At 43.0% G+C, this 20,691-nt stretch carries 20 protein-coding genes; 17 read left to right on the top strand and 3 right to left on the bottom strand.

Annotated elements, in window-relative coordinates; genetic code table 11:
- Positions 1 to 104 precede the first annotated feature (104 nt).
- The 9 genes from OW255_RS12775 (at position 105) to OW255_RS12735 (ending at position 9,842) form a co-directional block, all read left to right on the top strand.
- Positions 105 to 1,916: a methyl-accepting chemotaxis protein gene (locus OW255_RS12775; RefSeq protein WP_268114307.1), complete on the top strand. Its 1,812-nt coding sequence runs from the start codon at positions 105 to 107 to the stop codon at positions 1,914 to 1,916.
- Positions 1,917 to 2,153: 237 nt separating this feature from the next.
- Positions 2,154 to 2,672, top strand: a complete 519-nt coding sequence (purE, locus tag OW255_RS12770) for a 5-(carboxyamino)imidazole ribonucleotide mutase (protein ID WP_024835550.1) — start codon at positions 2,154 to 2,156, stop codon at positions 2,670 to 2,672.
- Between the two features lie 26 nt (positions 2,673 to 2,698).
- On the top strand, positions 2,699 to 3,724 hold the full coding sequence (gene purM, locus OW255_RS12765) for a phosphoribosylformylglycinamidine cyclo-ligase (RefSeq protein WP_024835551.1): 1,026 nt from the start codon (positions 2,699 to 2,701) through the stop codon (positions 3,722 to 3,724).
- Positions 3,718 to 4,320: a phosphoribosylglycinamide formyltransferase gene (gene purN / locus OW255_RS12760; protein WP_268114306.1), complete on the top strand. Its 603-nt coding sequence runs from the start codon at positions 3,718 to 3,720 to the stop codon at positions 4,318 to 4,320. The genes purM and purN overlap by 7 nt, the downstream gene beginning before the upstream one ends.
- Positions 4,317 to 5,591 carry a phosphoribosylamine--glycine ligase gene (gene purD / locus OW255_RS12755; protein WP_268114305.1) on the top strand — a complete coding sequence of 425 codons (1,275 nt, stop codon included), beginning with the start codon at positions 4,317 to 4,319 and terminating at the stop codon, positions 5,589 to 5,591. Before purN ends, purD begins: the two co-directional genes overlap by 4 nt.
- A gap of 778 nt (positions 5,592 to 6,369) precedes the next feature.
- Positions 6,370 to 8,244 carry a DUF4914 family protein gene (locus OW255_RS12750; RefSeq protein ID WP_024835554.1) on the top strand — a complete coding sequence of 625 codons (1,875 nt, stop codon included), beginning with the start codon at positions 6,370 to 6,372 and terminating at the stop codon, positions 8,242 to 8,244.
- A 265-nt stretch (positions 8,245 to 8,509) separates the two neighbouring features.
- Positions 8,510 to 8,875: a BMC domain-containing protein gene (locus tag OW255_RS12745; protein ID WP_024835555.1), complete on the top strand. Its 366-nt coding sequence runs from the start codon at positions 8,510 to 8,512 to the stop codon at positions 8,873 to 8,875.
- Positions 8,876 to 8,879: 4 nt separating this feature from the next.
- Positions 8,880 to 9,377: a EutP/PduV family microcompartment system protein gene (locus OW255_RS12740; protein ID WP_024835556.1), complete on the top strand. Its 498-nt coding sequence runs from the start codon at positions 8,880 to 8,882 to the stop codon at positions 9,375 to 9,377.
- 33 nt (positions 9,378 to 9,410) lie between these two features.
- Positions 9,411 to 9,842, top strand: a complete 432-nt coding sequence (locus OW255_RS12735) for a BMC domain-containing protein (protein ID WP_024835557.1) — start codon at positions 9,411 to 9,413, stop codon at positions 9,840 to 9,842.
- A 43-nt stretch (positions 9,843 to 9,885) separates the two neighbouring features.
- On the opposite strand, the gene OW255_RS12730 is transcribed toward OW255_RS12735, so the two are convergent.
- Complete coding sequence (locus tag OW255_RS12730; protein ID WP_268114304.1) at positions 9,886 to 10,815, bottom strand: LysR family transcriptional regulator; 930 nt, start codon at positions 10,813 to 10,815, stop codon at positions 9,886 to 9,888.
- A gap of 148 nt (positions 10,816 to 10,963) precedes the next feature.
- On the opposite strand from OW255_RS12730, the gene OW255_RS12725 reads away from it, so the two are divergent.
- From OW255_RS12725 to rd, 7 genes are all read left to right on the top strand, one after another.
- The gene (locus OW255_RS12725; RefSeq protein ID WP_268114303.1) at positions 10,964 to 12,082 is read left to right on the top strand and encodes a 5-methyltetrahydropteroyltriglutamate--homocysteine S-methyltransferase; all 1,119 of its coding nucleotides are present in this window, start codon (positions 10,964 to 10,966) and stop codon (positions 12,080 to 12,082) included.
- 136 nt (positions 12,083 to 12,218) lie between these two features.
- On the top strand, positions 12,219 to 12,893 hold the full coding sequence (locus OW255_RS12720) for a GntR family transcriptional regulator (protein ID WP_268114302.1): 675 nt from the start codon (positions 12,219 to 12,221) through the stop codon (positions 12,891 to 12,893).
- A 198-nt stretch (positions 12,894 to 13,091) separates the two neighbouring features.
- Positions 13,092 to 14,174, top strand: a complete 1,083-nt coding sequence (uxuA, locus tag OW255_RS12715) for a mannonate dehydratase (RefSeq protein ID WP_268114301.1) — start codon at positions 13,092 to 13,094, stop codon at positions 14,172 to 14,174.
- Between the two features lie 12 nt (positions 14,175 to 14,186).
- Positions 14,187 to 15,809, top strand: a complete 1,623-nt coding sequence (locus OW255_RS12710; protein ID WP_024835562.1) for a mannitol dehydrogenase family protein — start codon at positions 14,187 to 14,189, stop codon at positions 15,807 to 15,809.
- A gap of 64 nt (positions 15,810 to 15,873) precedes the next feature.
- Positions 15,874 to 16,215, top strand: a complete 342-nt coding sequence (locus OW255_RS12705; protein WP_024835563.1) for an arsenate reductase family protein — start codon at positions 15,874 to 15,876, stop codon at positions 16,213 to 16,215.
- Between the two features lie 10 nt (positions 16,216 to 16,225).
- The gene (locus OW255_RS12700; RefSeq protein ID WP_268114300.1) at positions 16,226 to 16,570 is read left to right on the top strand and encodes a cupin domain-containing protein; all 345 of its coding nucleotides are present in this window, start codon (positions 16,226 to 16,228) and stop codon (positions 16,568 to 16,570) included.
- Between the two features lie 94 nt (positions 16,571 to 16,664).
- Positions 16,665 to 16,826: a rubredoxin gene (gene rd, locus OW255_RS12695; protein WP_024835565.1), complete on the top strand. Its 162-nt coding sequence runs from the start codon at positions 16,665 to 16,667 to the stop codon at positions 16,824 to 16,826.
- A 64-nt stretch (positions 16,827 to 16,890) separates the two neighbouring features.
- Here rd and OW255_RS12690 read toward each other — a convergent pair whose 3' ends face one another.
- The gene (locus OW255_RS12690) at positions 16,891 to 18,564 is read right to left on the bottom strand and encodes a S8 family peptidase (protein WP_268114299.1); all 1,674 of its coding nucleotides are present in this window, start codon (positions 18,562 to 18,564) and stop codon (positions 16,891 to 16,893) included.
- A 90-nt stretch (positions 18,565 to 18,654) separates the two neighbouring features.
- On the bottom strand, positions 18,655 to 19,572 hold the full coding sequence (locus tag OW255_RS12685) for an N-acetylmuramoyl-L-alanine amidase family protein (RefSeq protein ID WP_268114298.1): 918 nt from the start codon (positions 19,570 to 19,572) through the stop codon (positions 18,655 to 18,657).
- A 141-nt stretch (positions 19,573 to 19,713) separates the two neighbouring features.
- On the opposite strand from OW255_RS12685, the gene OW255_RS12680 reads away from it, so the two are divergent.
- Complete coding sequence (locus tag OW255_RS12680; protein WP_268114297.1) at positions 19,714 to 20,661, top strand: tRNA dihydrouridine synthase; 948 nt, start codon at positions 19,714 to 19,716, stop codon at positions 20,659 to 20,661.
- Positions 20,662 to 20,691 lie beyond the last annotated feature (30 nt).

Here is a 20,691-nt window from a genome sequence, read left to right as displayed (position 1 = left end):
CAATGATTGCCAGAAAAAATGTAAAAATACTTAAGAATTCCACTAAGATGCCGATAATGGCATAGAAGATACAAAGAAAGATGATATCTCATGGAGGGAACTAGATGAAAAATTTAAAGATTGGTAAAAGAATTACAATTGCGTTTGGAATTGTTTTTGCTTTGTTTTTGATTGTTTCTTGTACTTCTTTGTATGGCTTAATAACAAATAACAGTAAATTTGTAAAGTTTTATAATAATGGTCATGAGATTACCCTGCTGGCGGCTGATATGAGACGAGATTTACAGTCTTCTGCCAAGAACGTAAGCTATGCGACCATGAGTCTTGATATTAATACAACGAATAAGTACATTGAGACCGCAGAAGGTGATTTTAAAAAGCTTGACGAAGGAATTCAGTATTTAAGGGAGAACTTCAAAGGGGATCAGGCTCTTGTTGATGATATTGCCAATACCTTAAAAGAGGCAGAGCCATTTAAGGAAGAGGTGTATAATCAGTCAAAGGAGAATAAAAACCGTCAGGCTTCCAATCTTTTTTTTGATAAGCTGGAACCGCTGTTCAACAAAATGCAGGATGATCTTGTGAAGATCAGCGATACCGCCCAGGCCAGCGCGGATCAGGACTATAAACAGTCCCAGTCCCTTATGATGGTGTCTGAGATCATCATTGTTCTATTTCAGATCTTAGCAGCGGTTGCAACTATAGTGCTTGCAACTACCATTACAAGGAGTATTGTAAAGCCGGTACGTGAGATTGAAAAGGCAGCCGGAGAGATGTCAAAGGGAAGTCTGCATGTGGATTTAAACTACGAGTCAAAGGATGAGCTTGGAAGTCTTGCAGACAGCATGAGAAAGACGATATCAAATATAGGCAATATCATTGATGATATTACGTATCTGTTAGGCGCAATGGCTTCTGGGGATTTCCAGGTGGGGTCTAAGTGCAGAGAGCAGTATGTCTATGATTATGAGCCAATTATGGAAGCACTTCGTAATATCCGTAATAATTTAAGCGATGCTCTTTTCCGCATCAATGAATCAGCTGATCAGGTCGCTAGTGGTTCGGAGCAGGTCTCTTCTGGTGCCCAGGCCCTGTCTCAGGGAGCAACAGAGCAGGCGTCTTCCATTCAGGAGCTTGCGGCTACGATTAACGATATCTCAAACCAGATCAACAGCAATGCTCAGAATGCCAAAGAAGCCCGAATGGAAGCTGAGAAAGCAGAGCAGAATGTAATGGCCAGCAATGAGAAGATGGTAGAGATGAATCAGGCCATGATGCAGATCAGCGATAAGTCCAATGAAATTGGTAAGATTATTAAGACCATCGAAGATATTGCATTCCAGACCAATATTCTGGCCCTTAACGCTGCTGTAGAGGCAGCCAGGGCAGGTGAGGCAGGGAAAGGTTTTGCAGTCGTTGCTGATGAGGTACGTAATCTTGCCAGCAAGTCTGGGGAAGCAGCAAAGAATACCACATTACTCATTGAAGAGAGCATGCATGCAGTAGAAAACGGCACCAGAATCTCCACGGAGACAGCAAAATCCATGCAGCAGGTGGTAGAAGGAACAAAGCGCATCAACACGATTATTGAGAATGTTGCAGAAGCTTCCGATATGCAGGCAATTGCTGTCAATCAGGTTACCCAGGGAATCGACCAGATTTCCAGCGTGGTACAGACAAATTCAGCAACGGCAGAACAGAGTGCGGCAGCCAGCGAAGAGCTGTCGGGCCAGGCCCAGATTATGAAGGGGCTGGTACAGCAGTTTAGACTCTACGATGGAAGTGAAAGTGTTACTGCCAAAGAAGAGCCTTTGTCTCAGATTACACAATATGAGGAAGAAGCTGAGCTTCCACAGATAGAAATTGATCCGGTATATTTTGAAGATACGTCTTCTTATGGTGGCAGCAAATATTAATATTACATAGTGAGGCGCATGGCGGAAGGATTAACTTCCTGTCATGCGCCATTGTTTTTGCCATTTTGGATATACTTAAAAATAAAAAGAAAACCATTGACGAAGGAGAGAAAAACTAGTATTATAATTAATAAGTAGTGATTGATTTATAAGCGCAATATATTAATTAAACTAATTAATGATATAACCGTTAATAATGAATTATCATATCATACAAAGCGAAAAGGAGAATTTACTATGGCAAAGGTATCAATTGTTATGGGAAGCGATTCTGATATGCCTATTATGGCTCAGGCGGCAGAGATTTTAGAGAAGCTTGGTGTGGAGTTCGAGATGACTGTAATTTCAGCCCACAGAGAGCCTGATATATTTTTTGAATATGCAAAGACAGCAGAGGCAAGAGGAGTAAAGGTAATCATTGCCGGTGCCGGTAAAGCTGCTCATCTTCCAGGCATGTGTGCAGCTCTCTTTCCAATGCCAGTCATCGGAATACCCATGAAAACTTCTGATCTTGGCGGAGTGGATTCTCTTTATTCCATCGTTCAGATGCCATCTGGCATACCGGTAGCTACCGTTGCCATTAATGGAGGAACCAATGCAGGTATTCTGGCTGCTAAAATTCTGGCTGCCAGTGATGAAGAGCTTTTAAAGAGATTAAAGGACTATTCTGAGAATTTAAAGAACGATGTTGTGAAGAAGGCCGAAAAGCTGGACCAGATCGGTTATAAGGAATATGTAGCCCAGATGAAAAAGTAAAATATCAGAAGCGGAGGAAAAAAGGTATGGATTATAAGAATGCCGGAGTTGACATAGAGGCCGGATACCGGTCAGTGGAATTGATGAAAAAGCATGTAAAGGAAACCATGAGACCAGAAGTACTTGGAGGCCTTGGAGGATTCTCAGGCGCATTTTCCATGTCAGCATTTAAAAATATGGAAAAACCCACTCTGGTTTCTGGTACCGATGGGGTTGGGACTAAGCTTAAGCTGGCATTTCTTATGGACAAGCATGATACCGTAGGCATTGACTGTGTGGCTATGTGTGTCAACGACATTGCCTGCGCAGGCGGTGAGCCCTTATTTTTCCTTGATTACATTGCCTGCGGAAAGAATTTCCCGGAAAAAATCGCTGAGATTGTAGGCGGAGTTGCAGAAGGCTGTAAGCAGGCTGGTGCAGCTTTGATCGGTGGAGAGACTGCCGAGATGCCAGGCTTTTACCCGGAAGATGAATATGACCTTGCAGGATTCGCGGTTGGTGTAGTGGATGAAAAGGATTTAATTACGGGAGCTTCCTTAAAGGCTGGAGACGTACTCATAGGAATTGCATCCTCCGGTGTTCACAGCAACGGTTTTTCTCTGGTCCGCAAAGTGTTTGATGTTTCCAAAGAAAGCCTTGGCACTTATTATGAGGAGCTTGGTAAAACACTTGGAGAAGCCCTCATAGTTCCTACAAAGATTTATGTAAAAGCTCTTAAGAGTGTAAAGGAAAGCGGTGTGGTAATCAAGGCTTGCAGCCATATTACCGGCGGTGGTTTTTATGAGAATATTCCCAGGATGCTTCCAGATGGTATCACTGCAATAGTGGAAAAGAACAGCTATGAAGTGCCGGCGATTTTTAAGCTTATGGCAAAGAAGGGTGACATTGCAGAAGAGATGATGTATAACACCTACAACATGGGAATTGGAATGATTCTGGCAGTGGATGAAACGGATGTGGACGCAGCCATGGAAGCCATTGGTAAGGCTGGAGAGACTGCTTATGTTATCGGACGCACAGCTGAGGGCGAAAAGGGTGTGACTCTATGCTAAGGATCGGCGTACTTGTTTCCGGGGGAGGCACCAATCTTCAGGCCGTGTTAGATGCCATTGAAGAAGGAGCCATTACAAACGCAGAAGTGAATGTAGTCATAAGTAACAATAAGAATGCTTATGCACTGAAACGGGCCGGAGAGCGTGGAATTGATGCGGTTTGTATTTCCCCCAAAGACTTTGATAGCAGAGAAGAGTTTTATCACGCCCTGCTTGAAAAAACCGATGAATACCGGCTTGATCTTATTGTTCTTGCCGGTTTCCTTGTTGCCATACCAGAGGCCATGATTAAAAAATACCGCAATCGGATTATTAACGTACACCCGTCTCTCATACCAGCATTCTGCGGCGTGGGATACTATGGGCTGAAGGTCCATGAGGCTGCCTTGGAGCGGGGCGTGAAGATAACGGGAGCAACTGTACATTATGTAGATGAGGGAACGGATACCGGACCAATTATTCTTCAAAAAGCAGTAGAGGTGCATAAAGGAGATACTCCGAAGGAACTCCAACAAAGAGTGATGGAAGAGGCAGAATGGGTCATTTTGCCCAAGGCCATTCATATGATTGCAAATGGACAGGAGGAGATAGGATGAAAGTTCTGATCATAGGAGGCGGCGGAAGAGAGCATGCCATTGCTTGGAAAATAGCTCAAAGCCCAAAGGTTGAAACGATTTATTGCGCACCTGGAAATGCTGGGATTGCAGAATTTGCAGAGTGTGTGGATATTTCTGTTCTGGATTTTGACAGACAGGTGGCTTTTGCCAGGGAGCATGAGATTGACTTGACCATAGTAGGCCCTGACGATCCTTTGGTTGCTGGCGCAGCAGATGCATTTGCAAAAGCAGGTCTTCGTGTTTTTGGACCGAATAAAGACGCTGCCCGTTTGGAGGGTTCTAAATCCTTTTCTAAGGATCTGATGAAAAAATATGGGATTCCCACTGCTGGATATGAGACCTTTGATTCCCCGGAGGAGGCTTTAAGCTACTTAGAAACCGCCAGAATGCCCATTGTACTGAAGGCAGACGGACTGGCACTTGGAAAAGGAGTTCTCATCTGCAATACGAGGGAAGAGGCCAAAGAGGGAGTAAAAGCTCTTATGCTGGATAAGCAGTTTGGTTCTTCCGGTGACCGGATTGTGGCCGAGGAATTTATGACCGGACGGGAAGTATCGGTTCTTTCTTTTGTTGATGGAAAAACCGTTAAGATCATGACCTCTGCCCAGGATCATAAAAGGGCGAAGGATGGGGATGAGGGACTTAACACAGGAGGAATGGGTACTTTTTCTCCAAGCCCATTCTATACGACGGAAATAGAAGACTATTGCCAAAAGCATATTTATGAGCCAACCGTTCGGGCATTAAGGTCTGAAGGGATTGAGTTTAAGGGCATCATATTCTTTGGGCTCATGCTGACAGAAGACGGGCCTAAGGTCCTTGAATACAATGCCAGATTCGGTGACCCTGAGACTCAGGTAGTGCTTCCCCGTATGAAAAATGATATAGTGGAAGTATTTGAAGCCTGTATTGACGGAACCCTGGATCAGATTGATCTGCGGTTTGAAGAAAATGCAGCGGTCTGTGTGGTTCTGGCATCCAATGGCTATCCGGAGCACTACGAGAAGGGCTTCCCCATAAAAGGACTTTCAAGCTTTCGAAAAAAAGACGGCTATTATGCCTTCCATGCTGGCAGCTGTTTCAATGAAAAGGGGGAACCTGTCACAAATGGAGGCAGGGTTCTTGGTATCACTGCTCTTGGTTCGGACCTAAAAGAAGCGAGAAAGCATGCCTATGAAGCTGCCCAGTGGGTTTCTTTTGAAAATAAATACATGAGAAATGATATTGGAAAAGCAATTGATGATGTCTGAATGAAATTTATAATATCTTAATAAATATTAATAAAAATGGCCTGGTTTGTTAAAAAATCGTTGACATGATGCCTATTTCATGATATGTTATTTCTAATGCGTGATGTATATGGAGCATATAAAAGGTGTATGTCATATCATGGACAAATTCTGGAAATCTACATTTTTTATCATGAGTCGGATGCTGTAATTCTATAGGTACCAGCTGGTTCATAATCGCATAATTGTCAGTGATACAGGCGTTTTTTCGCAATTGTATCAGAATGGCGGAGCCTTTACAAACGGTTTTTTATATACAGGATTTTACTTATTTTAACAAACGAAGACATTTGAAAATAGTAACGGATATCATGGATGTTGTAATCACAAGTACCCACTCTGATATAAAACCAAAACAGGTGAATGGTTATTCTTATAACTGTGAATAGATATTAAGAAACGCCTAATACAGTTAAATAGTACCGGAAGACATCACAAAGTAGGGATTGTTCTAAGTTGTAGGTAAGCCGATATCCAAGTTTTGGATATCGGCTTTTTATAATTTTAGCCGTAAAGGAGGCTGATCAATGATTCATAGTAAGTAAGGAACTGGTTTGAGAAAATGGATTCTAAGAAAGACAGGAAAGGATTTCAGGAAAAATTATTAACTATATGTTTCCGCTTTAAAAGGGGATTAGTAATACTTGGGAAATTGGGTAATTAACTACTAGCTTTGATCGGAGGAACCTTCGGTTTAAGTGTAAGATGTGCATAGATATGCGCAGGATTGGAGGAAAAAATGCTTGAATGTTTACGTAAATTGAATTTGCCGGAGTATGTACAGGAAATATTGAACCATTCCAAAGGGGTTATTGTTCCAAAGACGAGGGAAGAGCTTATCGAGCTTGCCATGGGAAATGGGACAAATAACGAGTATGAGATCGAATATGATGTTAAGGGCAAAGGCAGGGTACTGGAAGCAACTGCAACCCGCTGTACCAATGGTATCGTAGTTAATTATGTAGAAGATTACATGAGAAGACGTGATCCAAACTGTATGTACATTGCAGATAACAAACCTACCGATAAACCAAGATATGAGGAGGTTTTTCATAGCAATTTTGATTCCTTAAGAACAGAAACCTTTGAATGGCTGAAAGAACAGGAGCTGATTTTCTTCCCGTTTAAATCAGGCGGGGTAGAATACGGTTATGATTCTGTACTCATCTCTCCGTTAAATGCAGGCTTTTTTGCTGCTGGATTAGCAGACCTTCAGGGATTTGAAAATATTGATGACATCACTGATTTTGATTTAAAAGCAATTGTTTATCTGGCACCTCCGTTCCGTCATACGCATTTTAATGGAAAGCAGGCAGTCATCCATAACCGTCTTGACGGTATTCACGAGGTTTATTCTTACAACCTTTATCCAGGACCAAGTGCAAAGAAAGGTATCTACGGCGTATTGTTAAATATCGGAGAGACGGAAGGCTGGGTAACAGCACATGCCTCAACGGTTAAGGTGATTACTCCTTACGACAATGAGATCGTAATCATGCATGAAGGTGCTTCTGGTGGTGGAAAAAGTGAGATGATCGAGGATATCCACAGAGAGATGGATGGAAGAACTGTATTTGGAACCAACACGGTCACTGGAGAAAAGAATTATCTTGTACTCAGCGAGACCTGTGATTTGATTCCGGTAACTGACGATATGGCTTTATGCCCTCCGAATATCCAGAATGAAAGCAAGAAACTGGTTGTAGCTGATGCAGAGTCATCCTGGTTTATCCGTCTTGATAATATCAAGAGCTATGGATCTTCTCCACAGTATGAAAAATTACTGATTCAGACGAAAGAACCACTTGTCTATCTAAATATGAAGGCAATTCCTGGTGCAACCAGCCTTCCATGGGAGCATACGCTGGATTCCAATGGAAAGCCATGTCCTAACCCAAGAGTTATCCTGCCGAGAAAGATGATCGAGAAAGCTTATCAGGGAACTGTTGAAGTAGATGTGAGAAGCTTTGGTGTTCGAACTCCTGCATGTACCAAGGAGAATCCATCCTATGGTATCATGGGAATCTTCCAGGTCCTGCCTCCTGCACTGGCATGGCTGTGGCGTCTGGTTGCACCCCGTGGTTATAATAACCCAAGCATTATCGACTCCCTGGAGATGACAAGCGAAGGTGTTGGATCCTACTGGCCATTCGCAACTGGTAAGAGAGTAACCCAGGCAAATCTTCTTCTGGATCAGATCGTGAATTCCAGCAATACCCGGTATGTATTAATCCCTAACCAGCATATTGGAGCTTATGAAGTAAGCTTTATGCCTCAGTGGGTATCCAGAGAATACATTGCACGCCGTGGAAGCGCGAAGTTTAAGCCAGAGCATCTGGTGGAATGCCGTTGTCCTTTATTAGGCTTTGGTCTGGAATCCTTAAAGATTGATGGACAGTATATCAGCAGAGCATTCTTAAGACCTGAAACCCAGCCGGAAGTTGGTCTGGAAGGCTACGATGCCGGTGCAAAGATACTGACAGATTTCTTTAAGCAGGAACTTGAGCAGTTTAACACAGAAGAATTAAATCCTCTGGGAAGACAAATTATTGAGATGTTCTATAACGGAGCTACCGTAGAAGATTACATGAATGTAATTCCTATGAGATATTAAATAGTAAGAAACAAAGAACCTTCCTTCTATGGGGAAGGTTTTTTGCTTGTTTGAGAAGCTTGTTACTCAGGAGAGAAAAACGGATAGAGGAAGTCAAAATGATTTCCGGTATTATTTATAATATTTTCGTTTTCAGCATAGGAAAATAAGTAAATTACAATAAAAACGGGATGAATTTATGCATTATACCATTGACATTGCCCTCATGGTCAATGGTTATAATTAATCCATAGATATACTTTTTAGAAAAAATGAGGTGGTTGTAATGGAAAAAGAAAACGGAGAGCAGATCCGCATCGTACAGGAAACCGTAGCCGGAAGAGAGATCACGCTGGCACATATCATTGGAGGTCCGTTGCCAATTGTATACCGCAAACTGGGCCTTAATCCGGAGATTGATTACCGTTCCTCTGCAATTGGAATTATGAACATGACGCCTCCGGAATCCGCAGTCATAGCTTCTGATATTGCAGTAAAGAGCGGAGATATTTATCTTGGCTTTGCAGACAGATTCAGCGGAACTCTTATCATCACAGGGGAAATCGCAGATGTAATGGCTGCAATCACGGAAATTGTGGATTATTTTCACAATTCCTTAGGATACGTGACCTGTCCGATTACAAAGCGGTGATGCTATGAAGAAATTATTTTTGTGCGGCAGGAGTGAAGCCGGTAAAACATCCCTCACTCAGGCATTAAAAGGAGAGCCGGTGGTCTATCATAAGACTCAGTACGTCAATCATTGGGATATTACCATAGATACGCCAGGCGAATACGTGGAAAATAAAAATCTGGCCCTCCAGGGCCTTTGTTGTTTTACCTATGAATCAGACGTCATAGGTCTTCTTTGCAGCGCCAATGAACCTTTTAACCTATTTCCTCCCGGTGTTTCCAATGCCTGCAACCGGCCGGTCATCGGCATTATTACAAAAATCGACTGCAAGGATGCTAAGGTTCCTATGGTCCGACAATGGCTGGAGGAAGCTGGCTGTGAGAAGATATTTCCTGTGAGCAGCATAACGGGGGAGGGAATGGATGATCTCCTTTCCTTCTTAAAGGAAGAAAAAGAAGCACTGACCTGGGAAGAAATTATGGAGGCCCAGGAAAAAGGCCTTCGGGAGTGGGATTTATAAGCAGTAAAACATCAAGGATGAAAGTGTGATAAGATGTCAGATAAGATAGAAACTGAAATGGACGTACTAAGTGTCTTTGCACAGGGAAATGGATCTGCAAGTACCAGACGGCGGCGCGTGGTTAATATGACTGTGGCAGGACGGGAGATTTCTCTGGCCCATGTAATTGGTGTTTCCGAGGCGTCGGTATATAGGAATCTGGGACTTGACATCGGTACCAATGCTGATGTTGATTTTACTGGTATGTCCATAGGGACCATTAATATAACACCTCCGGAATCCGCTGTGATAGGGGCAGATATCGGGGTGAAAAGTGCAGATGTTACCATTGGCTTCCTGGATCGGTTCAGTGGAACTTTAATACTTACCGGCCCCCGGATTGAAGTTAAAACGGCTGTGGAAGAAATTGTGACTTACTTTAAAGAAGAACTTAAATATAAGACCTGCCCGGTAACGGAGCGATAAAAAAGCAGCATTGTCAAAAAAGGCAATGCTGCTTTTTATCGTATCATTCCTCATTACACAGTTGAAGGCCGTCACACAGAATCAGGCGTTTCAGTTCTTCCAGATAATTTTCCGCAAAGATGCTTAAATGAACTCTGGGATTTTCAATCCAGCCAATCCTCATATATTCAGTGGTCTTTAATGGAATGGCTATGATGTTATCTCCGTTTAAATTGCTGTTTAAGATTCCGCTGCATATGGTATAGCCATTTAAGCCAATGAGCAGGTTAAAGAGGGTGGCACGGTCGCTGACATAGATGATTTTTTTACGGGGAACCGTACTAAGTATTTCTTCAGAAAAATAAAAGGAGTTCTTTTCTCCCTGTTCAAAGGCCAGAAATGGGAATGGATCCAAATCATTCATTGTAACAAACTCCCTGGAAGAGAGAGGATGAGAAGAGCTTATAAATACATGAGGAGATGCGTCAAATAAAGGATGAAATAAAATTCCGCTTTCTTTAAACAATTTTCTTAAAACCTTTTCATTGAAATCGTTCAGATATAAGATTCCAAGCTCACTTCTGAAATTTTTCACATCTTCAATGATTTCATAAGTCCTGGCTTCCCGAAGGGTAAATTCGTATTCCTCATGATCCTGCCTGGACACCAGATTTACAAACGCATTTACGGCAAAGGCATAATGCTGAGTGGAAATAGAACAGATTCGTTTCAAAGGTTTTTTGTGTAAGTAATGCTGCTCCATTAAATCCGTCTGTTCCAGCACCTGTCTGGCATAGGAAAGAAATTCCGTCCCATCGGAGGATAAAGAAATGCCCTTGGAGGTTCTGTTAAAGATAGAGATACCATACTCCTGTTCCAGCTCCTTCACAGCATTTGAAAGGCTGGGCTGAGTGATATACAGTTGTTTGGCTGCTTCTGATATGGAACCGCAGTTGACAATGGTTATGATGTAGCGAAGCTGTTGTAAGGTCATGGGGGTCCTTTCCTTTTGGGGTTTTTTGTAGTTTACCACAGATCGCTATAGTTTAAAACTATATCAGGCTATAATTTAATAGAATTTTACAGATTCTCCATCATAAGATATTATTTAGGAAAGAGAAGAAAACATGGAGGATTAAAATATGAGTCAGATAAAAAATAGAGCCCCTTTTAAATTTGATATTATTGGAAGCTTCTTAAGACCGGAGTATTTAAAAGAAGCAAGAGAAGGTTTTAAAAATGGAACTGTTACTGCAGAGGAATTAAGAGCAACGGAAGACAAAGCCATTAAGGAACTGATTGAAAAGCAGAAGGAAGTTGGACTTCCCGTAATTACAGATGGAGAATTTCGAAGAAGCTGGTGGCATCTTGATTTTATGTGGGGGCTTAAAGGCGTAGAAAAGCTGGAACTGTCCCATGGTTATACATTTCACGATGAGGTGACGAGAGGAGAGTCCGCAGGCCTTTTAGGAAAAATTTCTGGAGAAAATCATCCCTTTGTGGAGCATTTCAAGTTTGTAAAGCTGTTTGAAGATGATAATGTAACAGCCAGGCAGACCATACCTGCTCCGGCTCAGTTTTTGGCAGAGCTTGAAAGGGGAGACAATCTGGAAAGAACCAAAGCCATTTATGAAGACGAGGAAAGTCTGATTCAGGATATTGCGGCAGCTTACCGGACTGTCCTTGCTGATCTCTATGAGGCAGGATGCAGAAATGTACAGTTTGATGATTGCACCTGGGGAATGTTCTGCGATACAAAATACTGGGAGGCCAGACAGAGCGGAAAAAAATCTGTGGAAGAGGAAGCTAAAAAGTATGTCAGAGTCAATAATCTTGCCATAGAGGGCCAGCCAGAAGATCTGGTCATCAACACCCATGTGTGCAGAGGAAATTATCACTCTACCTGGGCTTCTTCCGGCGGATATGCTCCCATTGCGCCCCTCTTATTTGGAGAGGAGCATGTATCTGCATATTATTTGGAATATGACGATGACCGCTCTGGCGACTTTGAGCCCTTAAAGTATGTAGATGGTGACAAGCAGGTAGTTCTTGGCCTCATTACTTCAAAATCTCCAAAGCTGGAGGAAAAACAAGAGATCATTGCAAAGATCAGAAAGGCCTCCAAATACGTTCCTCTTGAGCGTCTTGCCTTAAGTCCTCAGTGTGGCTTTGCATCTACCGAGGAGGGCAATATATTAACAGAGGAAGATCAGTGGAATAAGTTAAGACTGGTAAAAGAGATTTCAGAAGAAATCTGGTAAATAAAAACGTAAGAAAGTGCTGCATGAGAGCCAGGCTCCTGAAGCACTTTTTCTTTTGAACAGCTGGTATACCAGTGCTTGACAGCCGTCCTCATTTCGCTTATTCTAAAATAGATGAAAAAAAAGGGGGCTGACAATGAGGCTAACAGAACGAAACGTAAAAGAAACTGGGCGGGAGTACGCTCTTCGTATGTTAAAGGAGAATATCATTAACCTGGATCTGATCCCAGGCAGCATGTTAAGTGAGAATGAATTATCTGCTGAGATGAATTTATCCCGGACTCCGGTGCGGGAAGCTTTGATTGAGCTTTCCCGGGTGAAAATCGTCGAGGTGTATCCGCAAAAGGGCAGTGCGGTTGCTTTTATAGATTATGAGCTGGTTGAAGAAGCACGGTTTATGCGGGATGTACTGGAGGGGGCTGTGGTCGAGCTGGCCTGTCGTATGGCGACGGAGCAGGATATCGCTGCTCTTACCGAGAACGTGAGGCTTCAGGAGTTTTATATGGAAAACCGCTTTCCTCAGAAGCTTTTGGAGCTGGATAATGAATTCCACCAAATGCTGTTTCATATCACCAGCAAGGATCAGGTCTACCATCTCATGGACAGCATCACCATACACTTTGACCGGGTGCGCAGTATGTCCCTGTCAGCAGTTAAGGATCTAAAGACAATCTCTGACCACTGGGAAATCGTAGAGGCGATCGCTGCGAAAAATGGAGAAGAGGCAAAACGCTTAATGGAAAAGCATCTGTCCAGATATAAATTTGATGAAGAAGCATTGCGAAACGAGTATCCTGGATATTTTAAGTAATTTTTCCCATACTAAAAATGAATGCGGTAATAAAAGGAACATTCCTTCTATTACCGTTTTTTGTACCCATTCCAATTTGTGCAGGTTAGATAAAAATTATTTTAAAATTTATTTAAAATAAAGATTGAAATACTAGTATACAAGTTATATACTTAAGACAAGTTATAAAATCTATGTTAGAAATGGAGGATATAGACCATGAAAATGATCATGCGTTGGTTCCCTTTTGGGGATGACAGCGTTACTCTGGCCCAGATCCGTCAGACCCCAGGTGTTTCGGGTGTAGCCACCTGCCTTCCAAAGATACCGGTAGGAGAGGTCTGGCCGCTTCCGATACTTAAGTCCCTGAGAGATGAGATTCATGAGGCTGGTCTTGAGATGGAGGTAATTGAAAGTGTAAACATCCATGAAGATATTAAAAAGGGCCTGCCCACCAGGGATAAGTACATTGAAGCCTATCAAAAGACCCTGGAGCATCTAAGAGATGTAGGGGTGAAATGCCTTTGCTATAACTTCATGCCGGTCATGGACTGGGCTAGAAGTGATTTGTCCTATGTGACGGAAGACGGAAGCAGCGTCATGGCCTACCGCCATGAAGAAGTGCTTCAGATGAATCCGGAAAAGATGGCAAAAGCCATGGAAGGAAAAGCAAGAGGCTATTCTCTGCCGGGCTGGGAACCGGAACGTCTTCATGCCATGGCTCAGGACATTGAATTCTATCAGAGCATGACAAGAGAGCAGTATTGGGATAATATGAAGTATTTTCTGGATGCAGTCATTCCTTATGCGGAGAAATACGATATTAAGATGGCCATTCATCCCGACGATCCGCCCTGGCCGCTGTACGGACTTCCAAAAGTCATAACAAATGCAGAGAACATCCGCACCTTCCTTTCATTAAATGAAAGCCCATATAACGGACTCACCTTATGTACAGGAAGCTTGGGAAGCGATCTAAGCAATGATTTGCCGGCAATGATGAGAGAATTCGGCGGAATGAAGCGGATTCATTTTGCCCATCTTCGCAATGTAAAGCATATTTCCGAAAAGGATTTTGACGAAGCGGCACATCTTTCTTCCTGCGGCGATCTGGATATGTATGAGATTGTAAACGCTCTTTATGAATCTGGATTTGAGGGATATATCCGGCCTGATCATGGACGAATGATTTGGGGAGAGCAGGCCCGTCCAGGCTATGGCCTTTATGACCGGGCGATCGGAGCAAATTACCTGCTGGGATTATGGGAAGCCATTGACAAATCCCATAAAAACAAAAGATAGGAGGAATATATTATGAAGCTGAATCGTTCATGTCTAAAGAACCGGGAAGCCTTTGAACAGATTTCCGTAAAGCTCCCTGAGTACGATTGGGATCGTATGGTACAGGCTACGGAGGAGGCGCCAAGATGGATCCATTTTGGTGCAGGTAATATTTTCAGAGGTTTTATTGCAGAACTGCAGCAGCGTCTTTTAGAAGAAGGACTGGAAGAGACCGGTATCATTGCAGCAGATACCTTTGATTTTGATATCATTGATAAAATATACCACCCTTACGACAACATGACCATGATGGTGCGTTTAAAGCCCGATGGCACCATGGAGCGGGAGGTAATCGCCAGCATTGCAAAAGGGGTGAAAGCGGATACTAAAAATTCAGAAGATTTTGGTTATCTGGTCAAAGCCTTTGAAAAGCCGTCTCTTCAGATGGTAAGCTTTACCATAACAGAAAAAGGCTATGCCCTTACTGACTTTAAAGGCGAATTTTTCCCATTTGTGAAAAAGGATATGGAGGAAGGACCGGAAAAAGCATCTCACGCCATGAGCGTAGTAACAGCCCTTCTTTTAAAACGTTATCAGGCAGGCGGCTATCCCCTTGCCCTTGTGAGCATGGATAATTGCAGCCATAATGGTGAAAAACTGAAATCCAGCGTGGTAACGATTGCAGAAGCATGGGTAAAAGCAGGCTTTGCACCAACAGAGTTTAAGGCATGGGCAGAGGATGAATCCAAAGTATCCTATCCATGGTCCATGATTGATAAAATCACACCAAGACCGGCTGAAGTAGTAGAAAAGGCACTGAAAGCAGACGGAATTGAGGATATGGCACCTGTTATCACCAGCAAGAACACCTATATTGCTCCTTTCGTGAATGCAGAGGTTCCACAGTATCTTGTAGTAGAAGACCGTTTTCCAGCTGGCAGACCTGCCCTTGAAAAGGCTGGGGTCTATATGACTGACCGGGATACGGTGAACAAAACAGAGCGAATGAAGGTTACTACCTGTTTAAATCCACTTCATACGGCATTAGCTGTATACGGCTGTCTTCTTGGATACAACAGCATTGCAGCAGAGATGAAGGATGAGGACTTAAAAGCCCTTGTTGAGCGGATTGGATATGTGGAGGGTATGCCGGTAGTGACTAATCCTGGTATCTTAAAGCCAGTGGATTTCTTAAAAGAGGTCATTGAGTATCGACTTCCCAATCCATTTATTCCAGATACTCCTCAGAGAATTGCTACGGATACCAGCCAGAAGATCCCCATCCGCTTTGGTGAGACCATTAAAGCCTATATGGAGGATGAGACGTTGAATGTGGATGATTTAACAGCCATTCCTCTTGCCATTGCCGGCTGGCTTCGCTATCTTCTGGAAGTGGATGACGAAGGAAATACCATGGAAATCAGCAGCGATCCTATGCTTCCTGAGCTGAAAGAGCAGTTAAAGGATATAAAATTTGGGGAGCCAGATTCCATGAAAGATGGATTACAAGGAGTCCTTTCAAATCCCGTACTTTTTGGCACCGACCTTGTAAACGCTGGGCTTTCCGATAAAATAGAAACAATGCTTCATAAGATGATTGCCGGACCAGGTGCAGTGCGTCGGACGCTGCATGAATATTTAGAGTCCTCTCATTGAATTTGATGATTCTCTGTGCTAAAATAGGACATGAATCAGAACATGTTTGAAAGGCAGACAGACCATGAATATACAAATCTTTGGAACCAGAAAATGCTTTGACACCAAAAAGGCGGAGCGGTATTTTAAAGAGCGGGGCGTCAAATACCAGTTCATAGACTTAAAGGAAAAGGGTTTGAGCAAAGGGGAATATCAAAGTGTGAGACAGGCAGTAGGAGGCAGGGATGCCTTGCTTTGCACCGATTGCCGGGATCAGGATACCCTTCTTCTCATTAAGTACACCGCGGAGGAAGACAAGGACGAAAAGATTCTGGAAAACCAGCAGGTTTTAAAAACCCCTATTGTAAGGAATGGAAAGATGGCAACCGTGGGGTATCAACCAGAGATTTGGAAGGGCTGGGAATAAGGAGATCGTAATGAGAAAACCGGAAAAGGGACAGAAATGGGTATTTAATGAGGAAATCAGGGGCGAGCAGGCTTCAGAAGGTGTGGAGCGAAAGTTACTGGCATATTGCGATGAGATGATGTGCGTGGAAAATCACTTTGAAACGGGTGCCATTGGTAAGCTTCATCATCACCCCCACACTCAGATCACTTATGTGGCAAGCGGAGTTTTTGAGTTTACCATTGGGGAAGAGACAAAAGTTGTAAAGGTCGGAGACACCCTGTTAAAGCAGGATGGCATCGTCCATGGCTGCGTTTGTTTAGAAAAAGGAATCCTGGTTGATATTTTCACTCCTATGAGGGAAGACTTCTTATAAACAGTGTGTCCATGAAAAAATGTATAAACCTATTGATAAAAATGGTATAATATGCTATAAATGATACACATTGTGAATAAAGGAGGTGACTAGAATGGCAAAGTATGTTTGTGAGCCATGCGGATATGTATATGATCCTGAAATCGGTGATCCAGATTCCGGAATCGAGCCAGGTACAGCATTTGAGGATATTCCAGATGATTGGGTTTGCCCAGTTTGTGGTGTAGGTAAAGATATGTTCGTAGTAGAAGAATAAAGATAAAACCTTCAAGCAGTTGATGAGCAGTCAGCTGACTTGAAGGTTTTATTTTTTGTATTAATTAGGGGGCTAAAAGCCGTTCAAACAGACGATTTACCTCTACCTGACCGTATCCCCAGATATTATTGGGATATGAGTAGGCAGGATTGCGGACCGCTCCGCTTATCATAAGACGATTGGCATCATTTCCGGTCATTCTTAAATAATTTCCTCTTACAATAGCCCATTCAAAGACCATGGCAAGAATTCCTGCAGCATGGGCAGCAGCAGCGCCTGTACCTGTGGCTGTGCCGTATAGATTTCCTGGTACAGCACATGTAAGCTGATACCCTGGTGCTGCAATATCTGGCTTGATCTGGCCGGTTCTTGTATAACCTCTGCTGGAGGTAGGAAGAATGCTATCGTTATTTTGATTATAGGCAGTGACCGCCAAGGTGTGTCTTGTATTTCCAGGCGAAGTAATGGTCGTATCCGGGTTAGAGTTTAAGAAAAAGGTTCCGTTTGATATAAGGTCTCCGGCAGGGAGCCAGGAATGAAACGAAAAGGGCTCATTATCAGTTGCCTGAATGCGTAGATACCAGATGCCGGGAAGAGGGTTACTGAAACGAAGTAGAATCATTTGATCTCCGGTTTTTTCTTCAAAGATCGTGTTATTTACATAGATTGCAGTTTGGTTGAATATGAAGGTAAATCTCCTGCATTGGTTCAACGTGGGAAAAATGGGCTGTGTGGATTCGCGGTTTGGAGAAGATATATCAATGGTAAGCCTGGCTGGAGAAAAGGACCAGATTTCCATGGAGAACATGGTGTCATCCTCTCCGATTCTAAGTTCCACATCATTATAGAACGGAGGAGCGGCAGTGGAATTAAAATAATGCCTCTGATCATTTCCTTCATTCCCAGCAGATACAGAGACTCCAGTGCCTGGAAGAAGTGTAAGGTGGTCCAGATAATCACTGATTGGCCCTCTGCCTGTATGCCCTCCCTGGCTGCTGCCCATGGCAATGCATATGACAACGGGACGATTGTAGCGAGCCGCAACAGTTACAGCATAGCGAGTGCCAAGAATAAGATCAGACTCCTGATAACATTTCTTATCCTGAGGCACAAAGAAGATAGTTTTTAGGCTTTCCTTCGCTTCCTTAAGCTTTATGATAATATATTCCGCCTGCGGAGCAACTCCCCTAAAGTCCTGCTCTTCATCAGGGCTTCCAGCCAAAATGCTTGCGATCGCTGTACCATGCCCATTGGTATCTGTTGTTGGAACAATGGAAAGAGGATCTTCTGAACTTAAGGCAGTATTAATCACTTCTCTGCTATATTCAGATCCAAAAGTAAATTCTTCAGGAATGGTGCCGGTCTGTATGGTCTGATCCCAGATGGAAACAATTCGTGTGGTTCCATCGCTGTTTCTAAATGCTTTATGCCTGTAATCAATGCCCGTATCAATAACGGCCACTAACACTCCGCTTCCAAAAAGAGCAAGGTCAGGATTGTTCTGAACTGTAGTAACACCGGATTTTTCAAGGCTGACCGTGGAAGTTTGGGTATACAAAGCCGGGAAACTGCTGGATGAATGCCGTCCTAAATCACAGGGGTTTGGGGTTCCAATGGGAATATGGAGCAGCGAGTTTTGACGGTTCAAATATGTAATGTTGTCACCCGTATCATAAGTGGGAGCCAGAGCTGTAGTGATCATTAAGTCGTAGTAACCATTATCTAGAATTTTGGACAAAATCAACCCCCCTGCCAATTTAGCAAAGTATATGCTATATATTATGCAGAGGGGCTTAGATTATGAGTTTTGGTTGTCTGTTTGTGGTGCTTAAGCAGCTGGTCCTGCAGGTACGCTTGCGGGTGCTCCCTCAACTGGAGGTACTTGTGCAGCTTCTGTCGTTGTGGTAAAGGTTGACTTACCGGCTTTCTTTAAATATTCTATAATTCCCTTGGCATCTGCTTCTCCAAGGGCTTTATAAGACTCTTCCGTGGAGAGATACAAGGTCAAATCGCTGGTGTGATTAATAAATCCGTGCTCAATGATAAATCCTCTGATGCCATACATCTGGGAGTAACGAGGAATTGCATAGTAATCCGCCAGGCTTCCGTCTGGAAACATGGTTCCATTTTGAGAATCTCTAAGGATCAGACCTCTGTTATGAAGCCCTATAGAGCTGAGCTGTCCTAAAATGGTATTGGCGGCTTCCTGGGACTGAAGGGCAAGTTCGTTGTTGAAGCGGCCTGTTTTCGGTGCCATGGAGCTTACTCCATAGGCATTTTTAGTTACTCCATTGCCCGGAGCTGAATCCACATGCTGACTGACAAAGAGATCCGCATGGACAGAAGCCGCAAATGCAGCTCTTTGCTCTAATGGAACGGTTTTCTCCACGCTGTCCTTTGTTAAATAGACTGCATAGTCCGTATTCTCTTCTAAGTATTTTTTTGTATAGGTAGAAATTTTCATATTGATTTCATCTTCGTAATACTTGGTTCCGTTATATTCAAAATTGCAACCGGAATAATGTCCGTCAACTTTGCCGTGGCCTGGATCTAAAACCACCACCAGCTTCGATGAACGGTTAGCGCCTGGCCCGATTTCCGGTCCGCTTATTTTTGTAATTGGAGGAGCAAACGCTGGCCCTGTTTCTTCTTCCGCATATGCGGTAGTAATGGCGGCAGTGGAGATAATAGTTGCCAGTAATAAGGCACTGGCAGAGGCCGTTAATACGTTTTTAAAATTGATCATGACAGATCCTCCCGAATATTAGCATTTTATCTCATATTATAGCACTACTGGAAAGAATTTGTAAATGGTCTTCTTTGATTTCTTTCCCTGTTATGATAAAATGGAATCGTTGAAAAAAAGCAGGAGAGAGAGGCTTATAAAATGAAATATTATTTCGCACCTATGGAGGGGATTACCGGTTACATTTACCGGAATGCCCACCGTAAGTATTTTAAGGACATAGATGTATATTTTACCCCTTTTATCGTGCCGACCCAGCACCGGGTGTTCTCTTCCAGAGAGAAAAATGATTTTCTGCCGGAGCACAATCAGGGTCTGGAAGTCATTCCTCAGATTCTAACGAATAAGTGGGAAGACTTTGTATGGGCAGCAGGAGAACTGAAACAGTACGGCTACCAGGAGGTTAATTTAAACTTAGGCTGTCCGTCTGCAACGGTTGTGTCAAAAGGCAAAGGCTCCGGTTTTATTGGTGAGCCGGATAAACTGGATCATTTTCTGGAAGAGATTTTTGCAGCTCTTGATATAAAAATTTCCATCAAAACAAGAATTGGAAAAGACCATCCCGATGAGTTTTCCCATCTAATGGAAATCTTTAATAAATATCCCTTAAGCGAGCTGATTATTCATCCCAGAGTCCAAAAAGATTTTTATAGAAATGAGCCGAACCTCTTAGTATTTAAAGAAGCTCTCATTTCCAGTAAAAATCCCCTTTGTTATAATGGCAATTTATCTGTGACCAGAGAATATGAAACGTTTATCAGGGACTTCCCTTCCATTGACCGGGTCATGATGGGAAGAGGATTGATTGTGAATCCTGGACTGGCAGGAGACTTTAAACGTGGGGACAAGCCAGATAAAAAACGATTAAAGGCCTTCCATGATGAGGTGTTGTCCGGGTATGTAGAAATCATTTCCGGGGATAGAAATGTCCTGTTTAAAATGAAGGAGCTTTGGGCCTATATGATACAGATTTTTTTAGAAGGGGATAAGCATGCTAAAAAGATCCGTAAGTCCCAGAACCTGCTGGATTATAAAAATGCAGTAGAATCCCTGTTTGAAGAATTGGAATTAAAATGGAACATTTTGTGATTGGATAGTTGAATTAAACTATATCTTGTG

Source organism: Lacrimispora xylanolytica (assembly GCF_026723765.1).
GTDB classification, from domain to species: domain Bacteria; phylum Bacillota; class Clostridia; order Lachnospirales; family Lachnospiraceae; genus Lacrimispora; species Lacrimispora xylanolytica.
This window is presented reverse-complemented; position numbering and strand designations above follow the sequence as displayed.

Bases quoted from the DNA above. Each gene is read 5' to 3' on its own strand.
- OW255_RS12775 (WP_268114307.1), top strand. From the start codon at position 105: ATGAAAAATTTAAAGATTGGTAAAAGAATTACAATTGCGTTTGGAATT.
- purE (WP_024835550.1), top strand. From the start codon at position 2,154: ATGGCAAAGGTATCAATTGTTATGGGAAGCGATTCTGATATGCCTATT.
- purM (WP_024835551.1), top strand. From the start codon at position 2,699: ATGGATTATAAGAATGCCGGAGTTGACATAGAGGCCGGATACCGGTCA.
- purN (WP_268114306.1), top strand. From the start codon at position 3,718: ATGCTAAGGATCGGCGTACTTGTTTCCGGGGGAGGCACCAATCTTCAG.
- purD (WP_268114305.1), top strand. From the start codon at position 4,317: ATGAAAGTTCTGATCATAGGAGGCGGCGGAAGAGAGCATGCCATTGCT.
- OW255_RS12750 (WP_024835554.1), top strand. From the start codon at position 6,370: ATGCTTGAATGTTTACGTAAATTGAATTTGCCGGAGTATGTACAGGAA.
- OW255_RS12745 (WP_024835555.1), top strand. From the start codon at position 8,510: ATGGAAAAAGAAAACGGAGAGCAGATCCGCATCGTACAGGAAACCGTA.
- OW255_RS12740 (WP_024835556.1), top strand. From the start codon at position 8,880: ATGAAGAAATTATTTTTGTGCGGCAGGAGTGAAGCCGGTAAAACATCC.
- OW255_RS12735 (WP_024835557.1), top strand. From the start codon at position 9,411: ATGTCAGATAAGATAGAAACTGAAATGGACGTACTAAGTGTCTTTGCA.
- OW255_RS12730 (WP_268114304.1), bottom strand. From the start codon at position 10,815: ATGACCTTACAACAGCTTCGCTACATCATAACCATTGTCAACTGCGGT.
- OW255_RS12725 (WP_268114303.1), top strand. From the start codon at position 10,964: ATGAGTCAGATAAAAAATAGAGCCCCTTTTAAATTTGATATTATTGGA.
- OW255_RS12720 (WP_268114302.1), top strand. From the start codon at position 12,219: ATGAGGCTAACAGAACGAAACGTAAAAGAAACTGGGCGGGAGTACGCT.
- uxuA (WP_268114301.1), top strand. From the start codon at position 13,092: ATGAAAATGATCATGCGTTGGTTCCCTTTTGGGGATGACAGCGTTACT.
- OW255_RS12710 (WP_024835562.1), top strand. From the start codon at position 14,187: ATGAAGCTGAATCGTTCATGTCTAAAGAACCGGGAAGCCTTTGAACAG.
- OW255_RS12705 (WP_024835563.1), top strand. From the start codon at position 15,874: ATGAATATACAAATCTTTGGAACCAGAAAATGCTTTGACACCAAAAAG.
- OW255_RS12700 (WP_268114300.1), top strand. From the start codon at position 16,226: ATGAGAAAACCGGAAAAGGGACAGAAATGGGTATTTAATGAGGAAATC.
- rd (WP_024835565.1), top strand. From the start codon at position 16,665: ATGGCAAAGTATGTTTGTGAGCCATGCGGATATGTATATGATCCTGAA.
- OW255_RS12685 (WP_268114298.1), bottom strand. From the start codon at position 19,572: ATGATCAATTTTAAAAACGTATTAACGGCCTCTGCCAGTGCCTTATTA.
- OW255_RS12680 (WP_268114297.1), top strand. From the start codon at position 19,714: ATGAAATATTATTTCGCACCTATGGAGGGGATTACCGGTTACATTTAC.